The sequence below is a fragment of the Variovorax guangxiensis genome, assembly GCF_003952165.1.
In the GTDB taxonomy this organism is placed as follows: domain Bacteria; phylum Pseudomonadota; class Gammaproteobacteria; order Burkholderiales; family Burkholderiaceae_C; genus Variovorax; species Variovorax guangxiensis.
Map to the genome: position 1 here is coordinate 440281 of NZ_RXFT01000001.1, position 22718 is coordinate 462998.

Consider the following 22718-nt stretch of genomic DNA (forward strand, 5'->3'; position numbering starts at 1 on the left):
AGCCTTCAATTCCCTCGATCCTTCTTCAGTCGCACCTGAAGAGCACGCCGCTGCCCGGCGTGGTCGGTGCGTCGGCCTGTGTCAGGAACCGGATCGGGTTCCCGTCGATACGGCAATAGGCCTCCGCTTCCTGCTGGCTCGCAGCCCTGAAGACACCATCGTTGAGACGCTGCACGCCGGCTTGCGGCGTTGCGCAGCTGACGATGAGCAATAGGAGAAAGGCTGGCAGCAGGCGGCGCATGAAGCAAACGGGTCCGTTGGAGAACCCGAGACTTTAAGCGCTCCCCACCGCCCAGTAGAAAGTCGGCCTCGCCCCGTTGAGCAGGTGGTTGCCCACCACGCGCCCCTTGTAGATGGTCGGGTTGTGCGAGGCGAGCGTGCGCGCGTTGCGCCAGTGCCGGTCGAGCCGCCGGTCTTCCTGCAGCGCCGAAGCGCCGCCCACGTCGAAGAGACGCGTGCCCGCCTGCAGCACCGCATCGACGATGCCGGCCTGCGCCTTGGCGGTGTTCAGTTCCACCTCGAACAGCAGGCTCTCGGGCACGGCCTCGCCGCGCTGGCGGAAGCGGTCGACCTCGCCCAGGCCGCGTGCCACGGCCTGCACGGTCGATGCAGCGATGAAGGCCGTGCTCGCGAGCTGGCCGACGACCTGCTGCACCAGCGGGTCTTCACGCGGCGTGTCGCCGCTGCCATGGCTGTAGATGCGCTTGCGCGGCTGCACGAAGGCCACCGCGTCGCGCACGATGGCGCGCGCGATGCCAGCCAGCGTGGCCAGGTGCGTGAGCTGGAAATGCGCGGTCAGCGGCGTGGGCTGGTCGCGCACGTACAGCAGCACGTTCTCGGGCTTCACGCGCACGTTGCGAAAGCGCGTGGTGCCCGATGCGCTCAGCCGCTGGCCGAAGCCGCGCCAGTCGTCCACGCGCTCCACGCCCTGCGCCTCGGCGGGCACGAGCGCGATCACGCGGTCGCTGCTGCCGTCGTCGTTCAGGCGCCGGGCCGAGACCGAGATCCAGTCGGCGTACAGCGTGCCGGTGCTGTAGAACTTGTCGCCGTCTAGCCGCCAGGCATCGCCGTCGCGCCGCAGCGTGGTCCGCAGCTCGCCGAGCGGGCCCTCGCCGAGCTCGGTGGTGGCGTTGCCGAAGATCACGCCCTCGGCCGCCAGCCGCATCCACGGGCCGTGCAGCGCGGGGTCGATCTCGGCGAAGAGCCGTTCGATGAAGCCGAAGTGCGCGCGCAGGATCTGCGGCAGGTTGGAGTCGGCCTCGCCGAGCTCGATCAGCAGGTCGTAGAGCTGCTCCACCGATCCGCCCAGGCCGCCGTGCTCGATGGGCACGCGCAGCGCGCCGAAGCGCTCGGCGTTGAGCCAGGCCACGGGCTCGTAGGCGAGCTCGCGATCGGTCTCGCGCTGGGTGGAGCGCTCGGCGATGCGCTGGAAGACAGGACGAAAGCGGGCGGCAAGCTGCTGGAAGGACGGCGCCTGAGCGCCTGGCGCTTGCGCCGCGGGGCGCGTCGTTGCTTGGATGGATTCCATGGGGCGGGGCGGCCCCGAAAGGCACGCCCGGGAGAAGAGGGACAGCGCTCGACTGTCCCCCGCGGCACGACGCTTGTGAAATACGCTTTTCGAGTTTCCTTATGCCGCTATCGCCTGCCGCGCGCGTCCACCGGCCAGATCGCGACCAGCGTACCGCCCTCGACCACGTGATACGCATCGTGCAGGTTCACCGTCGGATCGCAGTGCGGGGTGACGAACTCCACACGCGAGCCCAATGCCGGTCTTTGCGCCTGCGAACCTTGCGAGCCCGCTGGCGGCATCAGCTTGCCGTGCTCGTCGCCGAAGAAGGCGTAGCGGCTCGCGGCGTCGGCGCCCTTGGCCACCAGCGGCACGCCGCTGTCGGTGGAGAAGCACTTGGTGCCGCCGTCCACCGTCACCCAGTCGGCCGCATTGGTGCTTACCACCGCCGTCTGCACGAAGAGCGATGTCTCGAAGGGCGAGGGCTGGTCGCCGTCGGCCAGCACGCGGCTGTACTCGGCGTCCATGAACACGTACGAGCCGGCCTGCAGCTCGGTGAAGGCGTTTTCCTGCGAATCGAGGTCGTGCGTGCCGGTGCCCGCGCCGGTGACGATGTCGAAGTTCAGGCCCTGGCGCCGCGCCGCCGCGACGATGCCCGCCACGGTCTCGCGCAGGCCGGCGGCCGCCGCGCTGCGCTCCTCGCGCGCCACGATGTGCTGCAGGTTGCCCGCATAGGCCTGCAGCCCGCGCAGCCGCAGGCGCGGCTCGGCGGCGGCCAGTGCGGCCAGCTCGAGCACCTTGGCCTGCGTGGCGGCGCCGGTGCGGTTGTAGCCCGCGCCGTAGTCCACCAGCACGTCCAGCGGATGGGTGAGTTCGCTCGCGGCGCGCGCCAGCTCGGCGAGGTTCTGCGGGTTGTCGACCACCACCATCACGTCGCCCGGGCGCGCCTGCTGCGCCAGCCTGATGAGCCGCGCGATCTTGCTCGGCGTGACCGCCGGCGAGGTGATGAGCACCCCCGGAATGCCGCCCTGGACCATCACTTCCGCCTCGCCCAGCGTGACGCAGCTCACGCCGATGGCGCCGGCCGCCACCTGGCGGCGCGCGATCTCGACCGACTTGTGCGTCTTCACGTGCGGGCGCAGGTTCACGCCGCGCGACCTGGCGAAGGAGGCCATGCGTTCGATGTTGCGCGTCATCGCGGGCAGGTCGATCAGCAGGGCGGGGGTGTCGAGGAGATGGCGGCCGCCGGGAACGCCGATCAGCGGCGTGTTGACTTGCTGCAGGGCTTGGGGCATCGGGGAAAAGCCTTTGTCTCGGTTCTTGTTGTGGGACAGGCACCGGGCGCCCGGTGTTCCGGGGCGAGATGATCGCACCGATTCGCCCGGACCGACCAGGCCGGGTCAGGCCGGATGCGAGGGCCCGTGCCGCCCGGGCCGCCGCAGCGCCAGCCACCACAGCAGCGCGGCGTTCACCGACCAGCTCGCGGCGAGCATCAGCAGCGCCGTGTCGGCCACCCCGGGCGACAGGCCCAGCGTCAGCAGGCTCAGCGACCAAGGCAGCCCGCCCGCGATGGCGATCAAAAGGCTCACGTCGCTGTCGGGGGCGACGGCGCAGCCCAGAATGCAGACGACGCCGGCGACCGTGTAGATCAGCGCGGCGACGCGCCATCCGGAGCGCGCTGGTGAACGTGAATTTGCGATCGGCATGCCCTGAGCATCGCCGATCCCCCGCCGCCGCGTGAAGGCCTTCCGGACGAAAGGATGTAGTGTTTTCGAGCAGTCGAACACGAAGCCGAACGTTCATGTTTACTTCTTGGGCCTGTCATTCGAGCGCGCCACCATGCGCGGCATGGCTGGCCAACTTATCTCCATCGCCCTGACCGTCGACCAACACGACGAGGGCCACTACTTCTGGGTGCTGCTGGAGTCCTTCGACAACTCCATGGAGTTCGAGCCGCTGATGGAGGCGGCCAAGGGTTTCCACACCTACGCCGAGGCGCTGCAGGCGGGCTACGTCGTCCTGAAGGGGCTCTCGGAAGACCTGAATGTCGGACCTCGGGAGGAGGTCGACGACACCATCGCCGCGGAACAGGAAAACGCCTTCGGCGGCATCCGCTGAGCGGCGTCGGCACACCCGCCGAATGCCCGGCGGCTGTCAGCTGCGAGCGATTTCGACTGACACGCGACCGACACGCCTCCGACGAGATTGAGTCGAACGGTCAACGGCGTTGCGTCTTCCGCTCTTGTCGAGCGGGCTGCGGCGACCTTGATCGAACGATTACAAACAAAGTCAGGGATTTCGCATGGTCGAGTATTTCCGCGTGGGCCTCCCATACATCCGGATGCGCTTCAGGGTGCCCGCACGGCGTGGCGGCAGGGTCGAGCTTCGGGGACGGTTCGGAGCCATCACCGGTGCCAGCGGCGAATATCTGCTGGTGCGCTTCGACGGCGAGCCGGCGGCGTCAATCGTTCATCCGATCGAGCTCAACTATGTCGAGGCAGGGGAGGCGGCGGAGCCGCCCCGTGCATCGCGCAACGGGGCGAGACAGACTTCCGGCGAGTAGGGTGCCGGGCGCCGGGTGCCGGCGAGGGTAAATCCCCGCGATTTTTGTCTTCGGCAGGTCTATCTTGAATTGGTGACCAACTGCTGGAGACGATCATGTTGATGGTTACAAAAGTGGTGGCGGTCAGCGTGACTGCACTCGTCATCGGCGGCACTCCTACGCCGGGCAGCGATCCTGCCGATCTTTCCCTCCTCGCATCATCCGTCGTGGCCGCACAGGCGAACCCTGGCCCGGTGGCGCCCGCGTGTCCGAGCGGATGCAACATGTGGCGAATGATTCACGACCGCCGTTGAGTCGTCGGACGATCGGCAACGCCGAGCCTTCGCAGGCTGGTTAACAGTGGCCAAAGACTGTATATTCATCCAGTCTTTGGCCACGAGCCCGGATCGGCGCGTACCTGCGCGCCGGGGCGATGAACCATGAACCAGTTCGAGCTTTTCTTTCCGCGGGGTGCTGCCGCAGCAGCGGCCTCAGCCTTTCCGGTTGCCTTGTCGCAGCCACAGCCACAGCCGCATGCGCCGGTGCTGTTGCCGGAGCCCTCGTTTTCGCGCGCGCAGCCCGAGGAGCCGTTCCGCTTCGAGGACGTCGAAGTCGAGGAGCGGGTCGCGTACACCGTGAGGCTTGCCGACTATTCGCACCCGGCGGCCGATGCGGTGAAGGTGGCGCAGCAGCGCTTCAGGCGCGAGATCGACCGGCAGCTCGGCGGCGACGTGGTCGAGGCGCTGCGGGCGTTCCAGAACGCGAGCGAATCGAGCGAGAGCGATCTTTCGAAGGCGGAGATCGCCCTGGCCAAGCGATGGGCCAAGGCCTACGACGCGGCGCGCACGGCGGGCTTTCGCGACCTGGGCGACACGGACGAGGCGTTCTTCGACGTTCGGCCGGTCTGAGCCGGCCGGGCCCTCCTTCGGGGCCGGCAGCAGGCGGCCGCACCGGGTTGCTGCATATCCGGCCGCAGATGTGTCAAAGTCGGCGAGGCGCTTCAGACATCGTTGCCTCGAAAGCAGATCTTGTTTCGTCGACCTTCCATCATCTTCCGGACCACGGCCTTCGTCGCCGTCGTCTGTCTCGCCCTTGTCGCGCTCGACTGCTGGAACAGCTGGCAGTCGCGCACGGTCCAGCTCAAGCAGATGAGCGTTGCCACGGCGAACCTGGCTCGTGCAATGGCGCAGCAGGCGGACGACACGATCAAGGAGACCGACACCGCCCTGATCGGCGTCGTCGAGCGCGTCGAGTACGACGGCACCGGGCCCGCGGCCCTCGAGAGGCTCCACAAGGTGCTCGCGATGCGGGTGGCCGAGCTCCCGCAGCTCGACGCGATCCACGTCTACGACAAGGAGGGCAACTGGGTCGTGAACTCGCGGAAGGTGCAGCCGCAGAACCTGAACAACGCCGAGCGCGAATACTTCATCTTCCATCGCGACCACGAGGACCGCGGACCGCACATCGGCATACCGGTGAAGAGCCGCACCAACGGCAAGCTGCTCGTGCCCGTCTCACGGCGCATCGACAACCCCGACGGCAGCTTCGGCGGCGTGGCGCTCGCGACCATCGACGTCGAGTTCTTCACCAGGTTCTATGACAGCCTGGACATCGGCCAGGCCGGCGCCGTCGCGCTCATCCTCGACACCGGCACCATGATGACCCGCCGCCCGTTCAGCCCCGAGATGGTCGGACGAAACATGCTGGACACCTCGCTCTACCGCGCCTACAGGACCCTGGGGCCGGTCGGAACGGCCGAGATCAAGTCGGCGCAGGACGGCGTCACGCGGCTGAACAGCTTCAGGCGCCTTTCCAACTATCCGCTCTTCGTCGGGGCGGCTCTCTCCAAGGACGAGATCCTGGCCGAATGGTGGAGCGAAACGCTCTGGCACACAGGCGGTGTCGTCCTGCTGGTCTTGATCGTGGGCTTCGTGGGCTGGCGGCTGGTCAGGCAGATGGAGCTGCAGAACAAGACCGAGGCCGAGCTGCGGGGCGCGCGCGACGCGCTGGAAAAGCTCAACAAGACGCTGAACACGCTCGCCATGGAAGACGGCCTCACCGGCCTGGCGAACCGCCGGCAGTTCGACGTGACGCTCGACACCGAATTCAGCCGCGCCATGCGCGACGCGAGCACGCTGGCGCTGATCCTGCTCGATGTGGACTGCTTCAAGCAGTACAACGACATCTACGGCCACACGGCCGGAGACGAGTGCCTGCAGACGATCGGCCGCACCATCTCGAACCTCGCGGCCCGGCGCCCGGGTGACCTCGCCGCCCGCTACGGCGGGGAGGAACTCGCCGTGCTGCTGCCGAATACCGACGTGGCGGCCGCGGCGGTGCTCGCGGAAAAGATCCGCAGTGCGGTGCGCGACCTGGAGATCGTGCACGCCGGTGCGCCGGACGGCTTCGTCACGTTGAGCGCCGGGGTGGATGCGTTGAGCCCTGCCGGCACCCGGCAGCCGCCGAAGGAACTGATCCAGGCTGCGGACAGGGCGCTGTACGCGGCCAAGATGAATGGGCGCAACCGCGTCTGCACCGCCGCAGACCGGCCAACGACCGAATGAACGGCCGAATGAACGGGCGATACGCGCAAAGCGCATAAGCAAGCGCGATAACCGGATTTCCCTCGGGCGGCATCCCGCGCAAGACTCGAAGGCCAGTCACAACGCAGCCTTCTCTTCCGGATGTCCGGCCTTCCCCACAAACCACCGCGCCCGCTTCGTCTCGGCTTCTTCAGCCGCCTGCTCGACGACGTGCCAGCCGCGGAACGCTACCGCTTCGTCGCGGCGCAGATCGCCCACGCCGAGGCCGCGGGCTTCGATTCGGCCTGGGTGGCGCAGCATCACTTCCACGAGCACGAGGGCGGCCTGCCGTCGCCATTCGTCTTCCTGGCCTACGTGGCGTCGCGCACGCGGCGCATCCGCCTGGGCACCGGCATCGTCACGCTGCCGCTGGAGAACGCCGTGCGCGTCGCCGAAGACGCGATCGTGCTCGACCTTCTCTCGGGCGGCCGGCTCGAGGTGGGTGTGGGAACCGGCGGCACGCCAGAGTCCTTCGCTGCCTTCGGGCTGGACGGCAACGACCGCTCGGCCATCTTCGCGAAGCAGCTGGCCGCGGTGCGCTCGGCCTGGGCTGGCCGGCCGCTGGCGGGCGGCGACGCGCTGTACCCCTCGGGCGAGCAGCTGCTCGGGCGCATCTGGCAGGCCACGTTCTCGGTGAGCGGCGGTACGCGGGCAGGGGAGGCCGGCGACGGATTGATGCTTTCGCGCACGCAGCCTCGCCCGGAGCATGCGCCGCATGCATCGCTCGCCGAGATCCAGAACCCGATCGTCGATGCCTATCTGGCCGCATTGCCGGCGGGCCGCACGCCGCGCATCGTGGGTTCACGAAGCGTCTTCGTGGCGGATACGCGCAAGGAAGCGCTGCGCCTGGCCGACATCGGCCTGCGCCGCTCGGCCGCGCGCTTCGCCGCTTCAGGGCAGGCCGGCCTCGCCGGTCGGGCCGGGCCCGATGCGCCGCTCGAAGAGCTGATTGCCGCCTACGACGTGCACGTCGGCTCGCCCGACGACGTGATCGCCTCGCTGCGTGCCGACAGCACGCTCGCGCGCGTGACCGATCTCGTGTGCCAGGTGCACTCCGTCGATCCGCCGCACGAGGCGATCCTGCGCTCCATCGAACTGACCGCCACCGCAGTCGCGCCTGCCCTTGGCTGGACGAGCGGAGCGAGCGCGTCCGACCTGCGATCGCTTGCGCTTCTCTAGGTGCGCTCTTTTTTCCCCTTTTTTGTCATGAACGCCATCGTCGCTTCTCCCATCGCACCCGTGGTGCCCGATGTCATCGACCGACTCGTCGGCATCGAGCCCGGCAGCCATCTCGATCGCATCCGTGCGCATCGTGAACAGTCACGCACCCATGCGCAGCAGAGCTATCTCGCGCTGTTTGCGCCGGCGTCGCCCGTGTTCGGGAATTTCGGGACCGCGGACAGGTTCGCCGTCGCGGCCTTCGTCACGGGGCTGCACGGGCAGGCCGACGTGGCGCGCTTCTATGCCGATGCGCTGGCGGGACAAGGCGCTCGCGCCGGCGTGGCGGATGCGATCGCCATCGAAACGCGGCGAGGCGCCGCGCAAGGCCCCGATGGACCCTATGGCCGCTATCCCCCGGGGCCGCTCAGCGCGGAGGATGCAAGCGGGCCTTCATACGAGGTGAGCGAAGCCGGGCGCGCAGTGCTGGGCGAGAAGCTCTCCGCCGCGCTGGCGCATGCGCACCTGCTCGTCTTCCATCCGCGCGACGCGAGCGCCGCGGCGCTGCAATCGCTGCTTGATGCGGGATGGACCGGCACCGAGGCCGTGACGCTGTCGCAGCTCGTGGCTTTCCTTGCTTTCCAGATCCGCGTCGTCGCCGGCCTGCGGGCACTGGCACAGCGGCCCGTCACCCTTGTCGATTGAGCAGAGAAAGACAGCGAGAAACACAGCCATGAGCGCCGAATCCGTGCTGAGCCACCCCGAGAACCGCCATCCGAACGCCTTCACGCAGGCGCAGCTCGAGTGGCTGCCCTGGCTGGAGCCTTTGCCCGAGGCCGAACTGACAGCGCGGCATTTCGAAGGCCTGGTCGATGCAGCGCGCGCCAAGTCGCCGTACTTCCGCCTGCTGGCGCGCGACCCGGACATCCTCGGGGCGCGCACGCGCACCGACAAGGACATCTTCTACAACCCCGAAGCCGGCCTGCCGCGCGCCGAGCGCGAGCTCTCGGCCGCGGCGGCTTCGCGCTACAACGGCTGCATCTACTGCGCGTCGGTGCACGCGCGCTTCGCCTCGCATTTCTCGCAGCGCACGCAGGACGTGCAGAGGCTGCTCGACGAAGGCGTGAAGGCCGACCTGGGCGAGCGCTGGAACGCGATCGTGGCGGCTTCGGTCGCGCTGTCGTCCACGCCCTCGGCGTTCGGGGCGGAGCATGTGGCACAGCTGCGGGCACAGGGGCTGGACGACCTCGCGATTGCCGATGTCGTGCATGGCGCGGCGTTCTTCAACTGGGCGAATCGGCTGATGTTGTCGCTGGGGGAGCCGCAGCAGCCTTCGGGCGGCTGAGCCTCCACGCTCAGGACAGCAGCGTCAGCAGCCAGGCCAGCAAGTGGCCGATGGCAACCAGTGCGGCCCACAAGGCCCGTAGTGCGTCGAGCAAATTCGGTGTCCTGCCGGAAAGGCCGTTCGTTTTTTCGGGTCAGCGAAGGCCGAAGCCCGGCCCCGGCTCTCCATGGCCGCAGTGGCTGAAGAAGGCGCCGGGTACGCACGACAGGGCGACGAGGGTGGCAGTGGTGAGTTTCCGGGTGGGGTATCGCATTCGGGGCGGCTTCCCTCGACGTTGAAGAAGCCCAGCCTAAGGCGCGACCTGGGGAGAAATTGGGAGGGCGGGAAAGGACCGGCGGCGACGGGCCCGTCGTCGCCGGTCTCCTCGTTTCAGCTCAGCTCGCCCGGGCCGTCAGCCACTTGTCGGAAGTCAGGGGCACGCCGACGATGCGGATTTCGCCGATGCTTCCAAGGAAGCCCGTGGACATGTTCCCGGCCCATTGCCCGCAGCCGATGGCGAGTTGCTGCGTCGGGGCGACGTACTGGATGCCCTGCATGTTCGTGTTGTTGCGCAGCACGGGCGCTCCCTCCACGTACATGGTGGTCGCATACGAAGCCGCGGGATCGTTGACGATGGCAACGTGCAGCCATTGGCCGGCCGATACGCCGCCCGACCAGCAGGTGAGGTTGGTTGCCTGGTTCACGGGAGCGACCTCCCATTGGAATTCCATCAGGTTCGAGAAGGCGAACATCAGGGCGCAGTCGCCATCGTCCGAGGCGAAGCCGGGCAGGTTCGAGCGTGCCCCCAGGCGATACAGGATGCCCATCCATCCATTCTTCGTCGCGTCGAAGCCGGCGTCGATGTACACGAACGCTTCGATGGTGTAGCCCTTGGCGAAGGTCTCCACGTTCAGTGCCGAATTCGCGTCGGTCGTGAAGTAGGAGAACCTGGTCTTGGTGGCGTTCAGGAAGCGCAGGCTGCCGGGCGCGGCCGACAGCGGGTGATGGCTCTTCGACCAGACCAGGTCGCCGGACTGCCCCGCCCACGTGTTCACCGAGACGGGGTTCTTGCCTCCCGGGGAAACGTCCTGGATCTGCTGCCCAGGCTGATAGGGAAAGAGATCTCCCTCGGCCGCCGCCGCATTGAAGAAGCGCCAGTGGGCGAGCGTGTTGTCGACCTTCGGATAGTCGTCGGGGCCGGAAGGAAGCGCGGCCGCCTTCTGCGGGGGCTGGCTGTAGTTCGTCAGGATGAGCTTCTTCGCCACGTCCGTCAGGCTGCTGTCCGACGAACCGTCGGGCACCGAGAAATCCGGATTGAAGGAGGCGAATCTCTTGACGAAGTCCATGTCCAGCGCGAAGGACTGGTTCGAATCCGATAGCCATGCGGCGTCGAACTCGTTGAGCGTTGCGGCTGGCTTCAGGGGCACCCACGGGGAGAACGAGCTGGCGATGATCTTCCTGTTGGTCAGGTCGAACTCGAACATGCGCATGAGGCCGTTGCCGCCCATGTAGGCCATCTGGTAGTCCACCACCATCAGGTGCACGTCGTTGCCGCGGGAGTTCTTCTTCGTGCTGGTGCACGAGCCGTGGTAGTGGCCGCTGACGGCCATGAAGATCTGGTCGTTGTCCTTGATCAGCTTGTCCCACATGTAGTTCGAGTAGGCGGTGTCCGCGGCGGTCTTGCCGTCGCTGCCGATGCCGACCAGCTGGTGATTGACGAGGATGACCGGGGTCGTCTTGTTGGACTGGATGACCTGGTTGGCCCAGCCGATCGCGTCGTCCGACGCCCGCCACGACATCGACAGCACCAGGAACCTGTTTCCCTCGGCTTCGAAGACGTGGTACTCGTGAAAGCCCGATGAGTGCCTTCCTCCGAAGGTGGCCTGCCGCTTCGCGCGCTCCGGGGGAAACACCTGCAGGTAGGGCTCGAACAGGCCGACGCGGTGGCTGCCTCCGTCCTGGTAGCCGTCGTTGTTGGCGAAACCGGTGACCCCCACGCCCCAGTCGGGACCCCACTGCATGTCGGAATCGATGGCTCCCACGTCGTGGTTGCCCGCGCAGATGGAGTAAGGGCACCTGGCCGCCTCCAGCACCTGCATCGCCTGGCTCGCGAGTTCCCATTCCTTCGTGACCTGTCCGTTGCCGATCTGGCCGTTGCCCACGAGATCGGTGGAGGCGCTCCAGGGCGACGAGCCTTCCGATGTGTAGTACCACGACTGATCGACGATATCGCCCAGATGCATGGTGAACGGCATCTTCAGCAGCCTGGCGTTCTGGGCAATCCACTGCGTCTGGGTCTTGAAGGGGTTGTCGTATTTCGGGTCGATGCCCGAGTAAAGCTTCTGGTAGAGCTCGCCCATCTTTTCCGATGCATAGCGCGGATAGAACTGGGTATCGGGAAGCACCGAGATCGTGAAGCTCGAAATCTTTTGGGCAGTGACGCCCTGGCTCGCCGGCGGCGGCGCGCCGGTGGGCGATCCGGCTGTCGAAGGCCCGTTCGTCCCTGCCACCGGGAACGCCCCGGCACCGGCGCCACTGCCGCCGCCGCACCCGGGCAGCGCGACCGCGAGTCCCGTGACCGAGCCCGCCAGCATCAGCTTCAGCAATTCCCGGCGCCTGTTCTCCGGAACGGAAGCCAATTGAGCCAAGTCGATTTTTTCTTCATTGGAAAGAGTCTGCTTTTTCATGGTATTTAAATTCGTAGTGCATCAAATTCTTTTCTGAAATTGCCGGCAACTTCGGAAAGCGCAGACTCTATGCATTGAATATGATGTTCTCGTGAATTTATTGCCGCGAAAAATGCAGGTATTCCTTCCTCATTGCATCGATAAACAAGGCAATCAATTTTCCGGGTGGCCTGGAAATTTCAATGGGACGTCGATTTGCCGGAATTGCATCGATGTGTCCGGCCGCTGGGCGCCGTGCCTCGTCGACTTGGGCTCGCACGGAGCGCCGTCACGGACGCCCGGGCTGTTGTCGCCGGGGTTTGCTTTCAAAACTCTTTCAACGGGTATTGCTAATTTTCTTCTAATTCTGAAGTCAGTCTGTGGTCAGGTTTATTTGAGCGGGAATTCGATTGATCTGTTTTTCGAGGTATTGGCGGTGCACTGGCGGAAATTGACACATAAATGTCACCGGCCATTTCTACATTCCTCCCTGATCCGCGCTTTCTTAATGGGAAAGCAGCATCTCCCAAGTTTTCTCTCGCAGCTTGCTCAAAACCATCAATAACTCACTGCCCCACGATATGACGATATTCGACAAGAAAATCCTGCTTTCGTCCTTGACGACGGTCGCGGCCTGCGTGCTCGCCGCCTGCGGAGGAGGTGGCGGCGGAAGCAGCGGCTTCTTCCCGATCGCCACCCCGCCCACCAGCACGACGGGCGCCACTCCCACGACCTTCAGCGGCGTGGTCGCGGCCAGCGGCTATGTGCCGGGCAGCAGCACGGGCAATCCGACGCTCAAGGCCGGCTACTACCAGAAGGCAACGGTCTTCGTCGATGCCAACGGCAACGGCGTGCTCGACAGCGGCGAAGCCTCGACCGTCACCGACGCGAGCGGCAAGTTCACGCTGACGACCACCCAGACCGGGCAGCTGGTGGCCGACATCGGCGCCTCCGCGATCAACACCGCGACCGGCGCGGCCGCGGGCAGCCACCTGATCCTGCGCGCTTCGGCTGCCCAGGTCGCCGACCAGGGCACGGACAAGATCGTCATCAGCCCGATGTCGAGCGAGGCCCAGCGCCTCGTGGAAGCCAACGGCAGCAGCTACGCGGCCGAGAAGGCCAACCTCGTCGCCCGTCTCAACGGGCCGGCCTTCAACCTCGGTACGGCCGCTTTCACCGATCCGCTGGCGGACGTCAACACGCTGAGCGGCGCCACCCAGTACGCGGCGCTGTATGAGGACAACCAGCTGACCAACCGCTACACCTACGCGACGGCCAAGCTCGACCGCAAGGACCTGTTCCCCGACAACCTGGCCGTCGCGGGCGGCGACCCGCGCCTCGTCGGCCTGTCGGGCGTGACGCTCACCAACAGGGACGGCAGCCAGGCCACTCCCACGTTGCCCTCGCAGAAGCAGGCGCCCATCACCTTCGCGCAGGCGCAGCAGGCGGCCTTCAATGTGGAAGGCGTTCCGGCCTACGACAACATCTTCATCATCGTCGAGGAGAACAAGTCGACCGACGTGATCGTCGGCAATCCGCGCGCGGCGAACATCAACTACATCCTGAACAACTACAACCAGCTCAAGACGTACTACTCGACCGGCAATCCGTCCGAGCCCAACTACACCGCGCTGGGCGGCGGCGACGACTTCGGCATCCACGACGACAACTGGTTCGGCTGTGGCGCCGCCGCCCCCTACGACATCAAGGACGTTGCATTCGCCGGCGGAACGGCCTCCGACGGCCAGGTCATGCCCATGCAGGGCGCACTCCCGCCGGCGACCCCACAAGCTCGCTCCCAGTACGTCCCGGCGGACACGACCTGCGGCGACCACCCGACCGGGGGCACCGTGCACAACGTCCCGGGCAGCAATCTGTTCACGGCGATGTCCAAGGCGGGCCTCACCATCCGCACCTACAGCGAGTCGATGAACCCCGGCCAGGACGTGCGCGCCGACAGCATCCTGGACAACTCCGTCACCGCCACCTACGACTCCAGCAAGCTCAAGGGCGCCACCAACCTCGACGGCTCGGCACCGCCAACCCTGGTCGGCTCGCCCAGTTTCCCCGCGCAAGGCGGCCTCTACAAGGTCAAGCACGGTCCCTCGATCGCCTTCCAGGGCGCGCGCAGCCTGCCCGATTTCGTGGCCAACAACCGCACCATCTTCGGCACGCAGTACCAGGAAGCGGACTGGCTCAATTCGTCGATCTACCCGGTTCCGAAAGGCTGGATCTACGACCAGTTCGGCAAGGACCTGGACGTCGGTGACGTGGGCAACATCAACTTCATCGTTCCGGACCAGTGCGACGACATGCATGGCGTTGGCAAGGACACCAGCTGCGCGAACACCAACAACGACGGCCAGGCCGCCGGCACCACGCGCGCCGACATCTACCTGGGCATGGTGATCAACAAGATCCGGAGTTCGGCGCTGTGGAAGAACCCGCAGAAGCGCGTCGCGATCGTCGTGATGTACGACGAAGGCGAAGGCGGCAGCAATGGCTCCTGCTGCGGCTGGAACGCGGGTGGCCCGAACTCGGGCGCGGCGCCGGTGACCGTGGATGCAAGCGGCAAGGCGACGGCCACCACGCCGCCGCCCAACTATGCGGGGGGCAACTTCGGCCACGGCAACTCGATCTTCGGCATCATGACCAACCAGCAGGACGTCGGCACGGCGAAGAAGCAGGTGGCGGACAGCGACTCGTACAGCCACTTCTCGTTCCTGCGCACCCTGCAGGACATGTTCCAGATCGCCGACCCGGCCGTGGATGCGTCGTACCTGAACCGCACCAAATACACGGAAGCGTTCATCACGGCCAACATCCTTGCATTGCCGGAATACCAGGGCAGCGCGGACACGCACTTCGACTCGGTGCGGCCGATCAACCATGCCTACGTGATCCCGGCCAACTACACCCAGAAGCTGTACGCGAACGACATCGTAGGTGTGCAGGACCCCGTCACAGGCAAGCTGGAAGGCCAGATCACTCCTCAGGTCGGTCCTGATACGAGCCAGAACAACGTCTGGGCAACCAGGTAGCCGGATTGCGGCAGCAAGCCCGGGGGGACGGTTGGAAGAGGTTTCTTCCGCCGTCCCGCAGGCTCCTCGAATCCCGCAAGGTGAGCAGGTCCGGCGCGACTTGCCGCTCTTGGGGAACAACAGCGAATGATGAATCCGGCAATGGAAAAAGTGGTCCCGCTCGCCATGGCGCTCTCGGTTGCGCTGTGGTGTCTCGTGGCCTGTGATGACAAGGGCGCGGCGATGGCGGGCAACACCGTCCCGCGCGCGGCTGCACTGAGCCCGGCGGCCCAGGTGGGGCAACTGGCCTTTTTCGACAAGAACCTGTCGGGTGGCCGGAACATGTCGTGCGCAAGCTGCCACGACCCGCAATACGCCTATGGCCCGCCGAACAGCATTTCAGTGCAGCTGGGCTCCGACGTCACAAAAATCGGCGCACGTGCCGTGCCTTCGCTGCGCTACAGCTCGGCGACGCCGCCCTACAGCGACGACGCACCCAACCCCGACGGAGTGACATCCAGCTCGCCGGGCGGCGGCCTCATGTGGGACGGCCGTGCGGCAACACTGGCGATACAGGCCGGCATGCCGCTGCTCAACCCGGTCGAGATGAACAACACCTCGAAGGAAGCTGTCGTGAAGGTGGTTCAGGCCAGCACCTATGCGGGCTTGTTCAAGCAGGCTTTCGGTGCCGATGTGTTCAACGACACCGATGCAGCCTTCAACGCCCTGGGCGCCGCGATACAGGCGCTCGAGACGGAAGACCTGAGCTTCCACCCGTACAGCAGCAAGTACGACCTGTATGTCTTCAACAAGGCCGGCGGCACGCTGACGCCGGCCGAGCGGCGTGGCGAAGTGCTGTTCCACAGCAGCGCCGTCGCCAATTGTTCGGGCTGCCACTACACCGGCGCCAACTTCAACGGCAACACGGGCCTGATGACGGACTTCACCTACCAGGCCCTGGGTGCACCGCGCAACGACAGGTCGATTCCCAACAACCCGGATCCCATTCCGGCCAACGACGATCCGAAGTACTTCGACATGGGACTGTGCGGCCCCTTCCGCACCGACCACATGCCCGCCACGCCGGATACGGCGAACCCTTACTGCGGCATGTTCAAGGTGCCGGTACTGCGCAACGTGGCGTCGCGAGGCGTTTTCTTCCACAACGGCGTGTTCCACTCGCTGGAGCAGGTCGTCAATTTCTACAACACGCGGGACACAAACCCGGAGTACTGGTATCCCGCCATCAACGACGGCAGCGGCGCGCCGCAGGCCAACCCGGCCTGGGCGCTGCAGCCCACGCACGCGCCGGGTGCGACGCTCGACAAGTACAACGACCTGCCGCAATCGCAGCACGGCAGCCTCGACGAGGAAGTGCCGCTGGGCACCGGCGAGGGCGGCGAAAAGACCCTTGCCAGCGGCACGCGCCCGCGCCAGCCTGGCTCCGCCCCGGCGATGACGCAGCAGCAGATCGCCGACCTGGTCTGCTTCCTGGGCACGCTGAGCGATGGCTATCAGCCGTCCGCCAGGGCATCGGCCGCCGACAGGTGCACGAAATGAAGGCCGATCGTCGAGCGATGCGCCGCCTCGGCGGCATCCAGGTCCTGCTGGCGATGCTGCTCGCGGTCTTCCTGGCCGGTTGCGACAACGAAGAGGCGCGCTTTCCGAGCCGAGACAACTTCACCGCGACAGCCAACGACTACCTCGCGCAGCGCGGCCATGTGTGCCTGGCCAAGTACGCCTGGCCGATCACCGTGGCTGCCGGATCGCACGAGCCCGATGCGCAGCAGATGCCGGTGCTGGAGAAGCTGGGATTGGTAAGCGGCAAGGATGTCGTCGCCGCTCAGCCCCCGGCCCGCGAATACGCGCTGACCGAGGCGGGGCGCAAGTACTACCTGCAGGTGCCCGTGGTGATACGCACGACGACGCAGACGATCACGCACCCGGCCGACTTCTGCGTGGCCACCCTGAGCCTGGATCGTCTGATCGGCTGGGATCCGCCGCAAACGCGCGATGGCCGCACCGCGACCTCGCTGCTGTTCACCTACCGCATCGCGCCCGAGCCGTGGGCCTCGACGCCCGAAGTGCTGCAAGCCTTCCCGCTGCTGGCGCGTGCCATCCAGCGCGAGGGAACGATGCAGGTGCGCCTCGGCGTACACCTGACGCGCCACGGCTGGGTTGCCGACGAACTCGACGAGCACTGAGCCGGCGATTCGCCGCTGACATTCAAGAAAGCCAACCAGAAATCCCATGAATCTCCGTTTCATCGAACCGAGCCTGCGCATCCTGAATTCGCTCAAGACCCTGGCGGGCCTCGCCGTCATCTGTGCACTGGCCGCGTGCAGTGCCGGCCGTGACGCCAATGCGCCCACCGCCGAGAATCTCGCCGCCCCGCTGGATGACTACCTCGCCCGGCGCGGCGACATCTGCCTTGCCATGTTCGACTGGCCGATCGACCTGACCGAAGCCGAAGCCGGCTCCGGTGCGCGCCACGCGGTCCAGTTTCCGGTGATGGAACAACTGGGGCTGGTGCAGAGCACCATCGTCGCTGCACCGAAGAGCAAGGAAAATCCCGACGGTGCGATCAAGCGATTCGATCTGACCGAAGCCGGCCGCCAGTTCTACAAGCCGCATCCACACGCGAGCCATGGCACCGAACACGCCAGCGACTTCTGCGTGGCGCATCTCAGGCGCGAGAAGATCGTCGACGTCAAGGTCGACGCCTCCGACGCACGGCATCCACTGGCGGTGGTCAGCTACACCTACCAGGTCGATACGGCGCCGTGGATGCGCAACGCCGACGCGCAGCGCGTGTTTCCGATGATCACGCGCATCATGAACGGCGCGGGTGGCCCGCTGCAGCTGCGCCAGGGCTTCCGGCGCGACGACAGGGGCTGGGTCGCACAGATGGGGCCGGTCTGAGGCGCGGTACGGCGAACACACGGGTTCCCATGAGCACCATCGTCCGCTTCTCGCCCGATCTGGGCCGCTGGCTCACGCACAACCTGGATGCGGGTCTTGCGCCGCAGGCGGTGTTGGCCACGATGCTGAAGCAGGGAATGAGCGAGCGGGCCGCGCACGCCATCGTCGCGGCGTTTGTCGATGCGCGGCGGCAGGGCGGGGCGATGCCGGACGGCGCCGTCGAACTTCCGGACGAAGCGTCGTCCAGGCCGGTGGCGCGGCTCGCGCCGGGCACTCGGATACTGGCCGCCGATCGCGAGATCGTCGTGCATTCGCGCGGCGAAGATCCGGTCTTTGCCGTGCTGGGCAACGTGGTCGACGCCGAGGAGTGCAAGGCCGTCATCGAGATGGCGCGACCGCGGCTGAAGCCCTCCACCCTGGTCGACCCGATGAGCGGCCGCGACGTGGTGAGCGACAAGCGCGCAAGCTGGGGCATGTTCTTCCGTCCGGGCGAGAACGACCTGGTCGCCCGTCTCGACCGGCGGCTCTCGGCGCTGATGAACCTTCCGCTGGAAAACGGCGAGGGACTGCAGGTGCTGCACTATCCGACCGGCGCCGGCAGCGAGCCTCATTACGACTACCTGGCACCCACCAACGCCGCCAATCGCGAATCCGTCGCGCGAAGCGGCCAGCGCGTGAGCACGCTGGTGACCTATCTCGACGACGTGCCCGAAGGCGGCCAGACCGTCTTTCCGCAGCTCGGCCTCGCGGTATCGCCGATTCGCGGGAATGCCTGCTACTTCGAATATTGCGACGACCGCGGCCGCGTCGATGCGCGGTCTCTGCATGCGAGCGCGGCGGTGACCCGGGGGGACAAGTGGGTCATGACGAAATGGATGCGGGAGCGGCGGTTCGTGGCTGCAGGAGAGGGCGCTTGATGGCTCCGGGTGGGCTTCGGTCGACCAATAGCGCTCAGGGCGCTGGCGCCGCGAGCCCGTCGCATCAAAAAGAAAACCCGCCGAAGCGGGCTAAATGAGCAGCCATAGGAGGAGGGTAGAGGGAGAGATTGGCTGCCCGGGTGCAGTGTAGCCCTTTTGTTTTCATTATTGGGAGGCCAAAAAGTGACAGCATGTTGCGGCGCTGATGATCAACCCGCAACAGGCGCTGGCCAGGGCTCCGATCGCCTTGGGCTCGGCATCCTTTGCTCGACCGGGATCGAGTGCCGTTGCGCGAAAGCTGCGGGTTGTGCTCAGTCTTCAACATGCGGTCAGAGCCGTCTGCCTGGAAGCATCTGAAGTGCAAATGCCTTGAGTGGCGAGCCCGGACATGCAGGGTGGTGGCGTCGAGGCCAGCAAATCAGCTTGACGCATCCGTCGGATCTCGACTGCCTGATGGGTCCCTTCGTCCCCGAGGTGCGCTGTCGCAGCTTGGGCGCTCCCAGACGCTGCGTCCTTGTCAAGTGGAAAAACCAACCTGCCCTCCCGGAAACAGCAGTACCACCTCATTGCATTTTGTTTCATATGTAATATGAAAAGTAATACAAGAGAGCGGCAGCCGAGCACTCTTCATTGGGAGAAATTGGTTTTACAACGAGGATGATTGGATGAATTTTTGTTACAGAACGGTGTGGAACGCGGCGTTGGGCGCCTACGTGGCTGCAGCTGAAAACGTGCGAGCGTCACATGGCGGCGCGGGGAACTCGCGAAGCGCGGTACGCGTCGGCACCGTGCTTGCCAGCGCCGCGCTGTTCGTGAGCGCAGCGGCGCAGGCGGCAACCTTCACTGCAGGCAGCGAGGCCGAACTGGTCAGCGCCGTCGCGGGAGCCAACGCCAGTCCGGATGCGAGTTCCACGATCACCCTGACCGCCGACTTCGCATACACCCAGCCGCTTCTGACAATCACGAAGAACGTGACGGTTGTTCCTGACGGCCATGTGATCACGGCCAGTGGCCAGCCGTTCGACGTGGCGGCGGGCGCCTCACTTGTTTTTCAAGGCGCGGTCACCGGTACGGCGGGACTCGTCAAGAACGGTGACGGCGCGCTGGTTCTATCCGGGGTCACCTCGAATGGGGGCGGCAATGTCACGGTCAACGGGGGCGAACTGCGTATACAGGGTGGCGGGTCGCTCACGACCGGCGCCACGCGCCTTGTCAACGCGACAGGCGACAACTCGCGCATCGTGGTGACGGGAGCTGGCTCAAAGCTGACGCTCGGCGGCGGAACCGTCACGATCGGATCGAACGCGGGCTCGTCGCTGGATGTGCTGGATGGCGGCGTCATGGCGCCGCCGACTGGGATCGCCAATATCCTCTTGATAGGCGATGCAGCGGGAACGACCGGCAACCTCACGATTCAAGGCAGCGGCTCGCTGGTGACCGTCTCCGGTACCAATTCGGGCGCCGGACTGAGCAATATCCGCGTGCTGGATGGCGGCCGGCTCAATAGTTCCAGCGTGCAACTTGGCGGGTCGGGCGGGGCCTTCACGGGCGGCACCTCGCACGTGCTGGTCAATGGCAAGAATTCGATCGTTTTCGGGGCGAACCTCACCCACTACAACGGCACTGTCGAGGTGTCGGATGGCGGCATCATCCAGGGAGTCTCGGGACTTTTTCTGGGCAGAGGTGCCGGGGGTGTCACTACGGGCGTCGTGAAGGGCGCGGGCTCGTCGATGCTGACCACTGGGGGCAATATCTCCTTGGGATTGGAAGGCGAAGCGATCCTCACGGTTTCAGAGGGCGGCGCTGTCTCGGCGAGAAGCGGCGCCGGCAATATCGGCATGGGACAGAACGCTTCGGGCTCGGCCACGCTGAACATCGGTGCAGCCGTGGGCGACGCCCCCGCTGCGCCGGGGACGGTGCGCGCCGCGCGCATCCTCGGCGGCGCGGGCACGGCGGTGGTGAACTTCAACCACAACGCCAGCGCCTACGATTTCGCCACGCCGATCGAGGGCAGTACGAACGTCAACCACATCGGCAGCGGCACCACCACGCTCACGGGCGCCAACATCTACACCGGCGCCACCAACGTGGCAGCAGGCACTTTGCGTGCCGGGGCGGCGAGCGCGCTCAGCAGCGCCAGCAACTACACGGTGACCGCCGGCGGTACGCTGGATCTGAATGGCCACGACCAGACCATCGCCTCGATGGCCAACGGCGGCACCGTCTCGCTCGTCGGCTCCGCGCCGGGCACCACGCTGACCGTGACGGGCCCGTGGGCCGGCAACGGCGGCACCTTGCGCCTGGGCACCGCGCTGGGCGACAGCAGCAGCGCGAGCGACCGGCTGGTGCTCAGCGGCGCGACCGCCATCGCCAGCGGCACGACCAACGTGCAGATCACCAACCTCGGCGGACTCGGCGCGCTGACCACCGGCAATGGCATCGAGGTCGTCAGCGCGATCAACGGCGCCACCACCACCGCGCAGACCACGAAGAACGCCTTTGCGCTGGCGGGCGGCCACGTCGATGCCGGCGCCTACGAGTACCGGCTGTATGCCGCCGATGCGAGCGGCGCGGGCGAGAACTGGTACCTGCGCTCCAGCGCCGTGGTCACGCCTCCCGCCAACGGCGGCGGAGGCGGAAGCACCGGCGGCACCGGTAGCGGCGGCAGCACCGGCGGGGGCGTGAGCGTGCCCACCTACCGCACCGAAGTGCCGCTGTACGCCGCGCTGCCCGAGCAGTTCCGCCAGGCCAACCTGTCGATGCTCGGCAGCCTGCACATGCGCATGGGGGATAACGTCCGCCCCGCCGCCAACGACGCAGGCCCTGCCGTCGCCGGCCAGAGCTACCGCCAGGCGTGGGGCCGACTCATCAGCACCGACCGCACCACCAGCCAGACCGGTACCGTGAGCCCTACCAGCAGGGGCCGCCTCACCGGCGTCCAGGCCGGCACCGACCTCTGGGCCGATACCCACTGGCGCGCCGGCGTCTATGTCGGTCAGCTCGACGGTGACATGCGCGTCAACGGTTTCGCCAGCGGCCTGCTCGATCTCGGCGTCGGCATCAACGACCTCAAGAATCAATACTTCGGCGTCTACGGCACCTGGAAGAACGACAGCGGCCTCTACATCGACGGTGTGCTGCAGGGCGGCCGCCACCGCTACACGGCATCGCCGGTGCTGGGCCTGGGCAGCGGTGGCAAGGGCAGCAGCCTGCTGGCCTCCGTCGAAGTAGGCCAGTCCTTCGGCATCGCTGCCGGCTGGACCATCGAACCACAGCTGCAGTTGGTGCACCAGCGCGTGAACCTGGACGACACCGGCATCGTCGGTGCGCTGATTGGTCAGGACAGCCACGACGGCTGGCTTGTGCGCGCCGGCGTGCGGGTCAAGGGCGAGATCGACACCAGCGCGGGCCTGCTTCAGCCCTATGCGCGGCTGAACCTCTACCACTCGGGCGGCGGCACCGATGTGGCGCGCTTCATCGGTCCGGCTGGCTTCGCCGACATCGGCACGCGCACGGGTGGCAGCAGCGGCGAGCTGGCGCTGGGAACTTCCTGGCAACTGAGCCGCAGCACCAGCCTATACGGCGAGCTGGGCAAGCTGTGGGACATGAGTGGCGATGCGCGCAACAGCAGCGGCGTCAACGCCAGCGTAGGTGTGAAGGTGCTCTGGTAAGGCCCATCCGAGGCAGACGATCAGGCAGTGCCTGGTCGTCCGCATCAATTACCTTGTTTGGGGCCTCGCCGTTAGAGAAAAACGCAACAGTTAGAGACGCGATTGGCCCCCGGAGGGGATCGAAATTCAGGCTGAATGCCGTATGGATGCTCAGTTCTTCGAGTTTGATTTTTGAAGATACCGGCAAAAGTACCGACAAATCGCGAAGCGTCCTACCTGCTGCAGAGATCCTGTGCCCAATTCACCAGCATGGCCAGACGGTCACTGGCGTGCGCATGAGCATGGGCAACTACTGTACATCCATCAAGGCTGTATGTATTATCAGCATCGCCAGCGTACCGGCCAGTCGTCAGGCACCACTTTCAAAGAGCCCTTGCTCATGCGTTTCCTGCCCTTCGGGGCGCCCTGG

At 66.2% G+C, this 22718-nt stretch carries 18 protein-coding genes; 13 read left to right on the top strand and 5 right to left on the bottom strand.

Features of this window, described 5'->3' with window-relative positions:
* Nucleotides 1-25: 25 nt before the first annotated feature.
* The 4 genes from EJP67_RS02115 to EJP67_RS02130 form a co-directional block, all read right to left on the bottom strand.
* Nucleotides 26-241 (bottom strand): hypothetical protein, encoded by a 216-nt coding sequence (locus EJP67_RS02115; RefSeq protein WP_126018915.1) that lies wholly within the window; start codon nucleotides 239-241, stop codon nucleotides 26-28.
* A gap of 33 nt (nucleotides 242-274) precedes the next feature.
* Complete coding sequence (locus EJP67_RS02120) at nucleotides 275-1528, bottom strand: acyl-CoA dehydrogenase family protein (RefSeq protein WP_126018917.1); 1254 nt, start codon at nucleotides 1526-1528, stop codon at nucleotides 275-277.
* A gap of 107 nt (nucleotides 1529-1635) precedes the next feature.
* Complete coding sequence (locus EJP67_RS02125) at nucleotides 1636-2802, bottom strand: DSD1 family PLP-dependent enzyme (protein ID WP_126018919.1); 1167 nt, start codon at nucleotides 2800-2802, stop codon at nucleotides 1636-1638.
* A 105-nt stretch (nucleotides 2803-2907) separates the two neighbouring features.
* Nucleotides 2908-3213 carry a hypothetical protein gene (locus EJP67_RS02130; RefSeq protein ID WP_126018922.1) on the bottom strand — a complete coding sequence of 102 codons (306 nt, stop codon included), beginning with the start codon at nucleotides 3211-3213 and terminating at the stop codon, nucleotides 2908-2910.
* Between the two features lie 142 nt (nucleotides 3214-3355).
* Between EJP67_RS02130 and EJP67_RS02135 the strand changes: the two genes are divergently transcribed.
* From EJP67_RS02135 to EJP67_RS02165, 7 genes are all read left to right on the top strand, one after another.
* Nucleotides 3356-3625, top strand: a complete 270-nt coding sequence (locus tag EJP67_RS02135; protein WP_126018924.1) for a hypothetical protein — start codon at nucleotides 3356-3358, stop codon at nucleotides 3623-3625.
* A 184-nt stretch (nucleotides 3626-3809) separates the two neighbouring features.
* On the top strand, nucleotides 3810-4070 hold the full coding sequence (locus EJP67_RS02140; protein ID WP_126018927.1) for a hypothetical protein: 261 nt from the start codon (nucleotides 3810-3812) through the stop codon (nucleotides 4068-4070).
* 419 nt (nucleotides 4071-4489) lie between these two features.
* Nucleotides 4490-4957: a hypothetical protein gene (locus EJP67_RS02145; RefSeq protein ID WP_126018929.1), complete on the top strand. Its 468-nt coding sequence runs from the start codon at nucleotides 4490-4492 to the stop codon at nucleotides 4955-4957.
* A gap of 120 nt (nucleotides 4958-5077) precedes the next feature.
* Nucleotides 5078-6613, top strand: a complete 1536-nt coding sequence (locus tag EJP67_RS02150; protein ID WP_126018931.1) for a sensor domain-containing diguanylate cyclase — start codon at nucleotides 5078-5080, stop codon at nucleotides 6611-6613.
* Between the two features lie 120 nt (nucleotides 6614-6733).
* A complete protein-coding gene (locus EJP67_RS02155; RefSeq protein ID WP_126018934.1) occupies nucleotides 6734-7810 on the top strand; it encodes a putative FMN-dependent luciferase-like monooxygenase in 1077 nt (358 codons plus the stop codon).
* Between the two features lie 27 nt (nucleotides 7811-7837).
* Entirely contained in the window at nucleotides 7838-8494 is a 657-nt protein-coding gene (locus EJP67_RS02160; protein WP_126018936.1) for a CMD domain protein, read from the top strand.
* A 28-nt stretch (nucleotides 8495-8522) separates the two neighbouring features.
* Nucleotides 8523-9134 (top strand): alkylhydroperoxidase domain protein, encoded by a 612-nt coding sequence (locus tag EJP67_RS02165; protein WP_126018939.1) that lies wholly within the window; start codon nucleotides 8523-8525, stop codon nucleotides 9132-9134.
* A gap of 374 nt (nucleotides 9135-9508) precedes the next feature.
* Here EJP67_RS02165 and EJP67_RS02170 read toward each other — a convergent pair whose 3' ends face one another.
* Nucleotides 9509-11719, bottom strand: coding sequence for a LamG-like jellyroll fold domain-containing protein (locus EJP67_RS02170; protein WP_240650470.1), 2211 nt, complete (start codon nucleotides 11717-11719; stop codon nucleotides 9509-9511).
* A gap of 641 nt (nucleotides 11720-12360) precedes the next feature.
* Here EJP67_RS02170 and EJP67_RS02175 point away from each other — a divergent pair.
* The 6 genes from EJP67_RS02175 to EJP67_RS02200 all read left to right on the top strand — a co-directional run bounded on the left by EJP67_RS02175 (nucleotide 12361) and on the right by EJP67_RS02200 (nucleotide 22309).
* A complete protein-coding gene (locus EJP67_RS02175; protein WP_126018942.1) occupies nucleotides 12361-14820 on the top strand; it encodes an alkaline phosphatase family protein in 2460 nt (819 codons plus the stop codon).
* 141 nt (nucleotides 14821-14961) lie between these two features.
* A complete protein-coding gene (locus EJP67_RS02180; protein WP_126018945.1) occupies nucleotides 14962-16359 on the top strand; it encodes a cytochrome-c peroxidase in 1398 nt (465 codons plus the stop codon).
* Entirely contained in the window at nucleotides 16356-17003 is a 648-nt protein-coding gene (locus tag EJP67_RS02185; RefSeq protein ID WP_240650471.1) for a PadR family transcriptional regulator, read from the top strand. The genes EJP67_RS02180 and EJP67_RS02185 overlap by 4 nt, the downstream gene beginning before the upstream one ends.
* Nucleotides 17004-17049: 46 nt before the next feature.
* Complete coding sequence (locus EJP67_RS02190) at nucleotides 17050-17721, top strand: hypothetical protein (RefSeq protein ID WP_126018947.1); 672 nt, start codon at nucleotides 17050-17052, stop codon at nucleotides 17719-17721.
* A gap of 29 nt (nucleotides 17722-17750) precedes the next feature.
* Entirely contained in the window at nucleotides 17751-18638 is an 888-nt protein-coding gene (locus EJP67_RS02195; RefSeq protein ID WP_126018949.1) for a 2OG-Fe(II) oxygenase, read from the top strand.
* Between the two features lie 665 nt (nucleotides 18639-19303).
* On the top strand, nucleotides 19304-22309 hold the full coding sequence (locus EJP67_RS02200; protein WP_126018952.1) for an autotransporter family protein: 3006 nt from the start codon (nucleotides 19304-19306) through the stop codon (nucleotides 22307-22309).
* The last annotated feature ends 409 nt before the right edge of the window (nucleotides 22310-22718 follow it).

Bases quoted from the DNA above. Each gene is read 5' to 3' on its own strand.
- EJP67_RS02160 (WP_126018936.1), top strand. From the start codon at position 7,838: ATGAACGCCATCGTCGCTTCTCCCATCGCACCCGTGGTGCCCGATGTC.
- EJP67_RS02195 (WP_126018949.1), top strand. From the start codon at position 17,751: ATGAGCACCATCGTCCGCTTCTCGCCCGATCTGGGCCGCTGGCTCACG.
- EJP67_RS02140 (WP_126018927.1), top strand. From the start codon at position 3,810: ATGGTCGAGTATTTCCGCGTGGGCCTCCCATACATCCGGATGCGCTTC.
- EJP67_RS02165 (WP_126018939.1), top strand. From the start codon at position 8,523: ATGAGCGCCGAATCCGTGCTGAGCCACCCCGAGAACCGCCATCCGAAC.
- EJP67_RS02200 (WP_126018952.1), top strand. From the start codon at position 19,304: ATGAATTTTTGTTACAGAACGGTGTGGAACGCGGCGTTGGGCGCCTAC.
- EJP67_RS02120 (WP_126018917.1), bottom strand. From the start codon at position 1,528: ATGGAATCCATCCAAGCAACGACGCGCCCCGCGGCGCAAGCGCCAGGC.
- EJP67_RS02135 (WP_126018924.1), top strand. From the start codon at position 3,356: ATGGCTGGCCAACTTATCTCCATCGCCCTGACCGTCGACCAACACGAC.
- EJP67_RS02115 (WP_126018915.1), bottom strand. From the start codon at position 241: ATGCGCCGCCTGCTGCCAGCCTTTCTCCTATTGCTCATCGTCAGCTGC.
- EJP67_RS02130 (WP_126018922.1), bottom strand. From the start codon at position 3,213: ATGCCGATCGCAAATTCACGTTCACCAGCGCGCTCCGGATGGCGCGTC.
- EJP67_RS02145 (WP_126018929.1), top strand. From the start codon at position 4,490: ATGAACCAGTTCGAGCTTTTCTTTCCGCGGGGTGCTGCCGCAGCAGCG.
- EJP67_RS02180 (WP_126018945.1), top strand. From the start codon at position 14,962: ATGGAAAAAGTGGTCCCGCTCGCCATGGCGCTCTCGGTTGCGCTGTGG.
- EJP67_RS02155 (WP_126018934.1), top strand. From the start codon at position 6,734: ATGTCCGGCCTTCCCCACAAACCACCGCGCCCGCTTCGTCTCGGCTTC.
- EJP67_RS02185 (WP_240650471.1), top strand. From the start codon at position 16,356: ATGAAGGCCGATCGTCGAGCGATGCGCCGCCTCGGCGGCATCCAGGTC.
- EJP67_RS02175 (WP_126018942.1), top strand. From the start codon at position 12,361: ATGACGATATTCGACAAGAAAATCCTGCTTTCGTCCTTGACGACGGTC.
- EJP67_RS02190 (WP_126018947.1), top strand. From the start codon at position 17,050: ATGAATCTCCGTTTCATCGAACCGAGCCTGCGCATCCTGAATTCGCTC.
- EJP67_RS02125 (WP_126018919.1), bottom strand. From the start codon at position 2,802: ATGCCCCAAGCCCTGCAGCAAGTCAACACGCCGCTGATCGGCGTTCCC.